Genomic DNA, 399 nt, shown 5'->3' on the forward strand with positions numbered 1-399 from the left:
TGGATCGGGGCATCGTATTCCAGCAGTACGCGCTGCTGCCGTGGCGCACCGCCCGCAAGAACATCGAATTCGGCCTGGAAGCAAAGGGTCTGCCCTCGGCGGAGCGGCGGCGGCGGGCCGAGGAGTACCTCGAGCTGGTCGGGCTGCAGGGCTTCGCCGATCGCTACCCGCACGAACTGTCGGGTGGAATGAAGCAGCGCGTCGCGATCGCCCGCAGCCTCGCGTTCGACCCCGAGGTGCTGCTGATGGATGAGCCGTTCGCCGCGCTGGATGCCCAGACCCGGGAATCCCTGCAGGACGAGCTGCTCAGGATCTGGCAGGCCACCGGTAAGACCATCCTGTTCATCACCCACGGCATCGACGAGGCGCTGTACCTCGGCCAGCGGGTCGCGGTGCTGA

Annotated in this window: 1 protein-coding gene; it reads left to right on the plus strand. The window is 67.4% G+C overall.

Annotated features, from left to right (window positions below; genetic code table 11):
* On the plus strand, positions 1-399 hold a 399-nt coding region (locus RM572_RS29540), incomplete at both ends, for an ABC transporter ATP-binding protein (protein ID WP_311676408.1).

This window comes from Streptomyces hazeniae (assembly GCF_031845485.1).
Taxonomy (GTDB): Bacteria; Actinomycetota; Actinomycetes; order Streptomycetales; family Streptomycetaceae; genus Streptomyces; species Streptomyces hazeniae.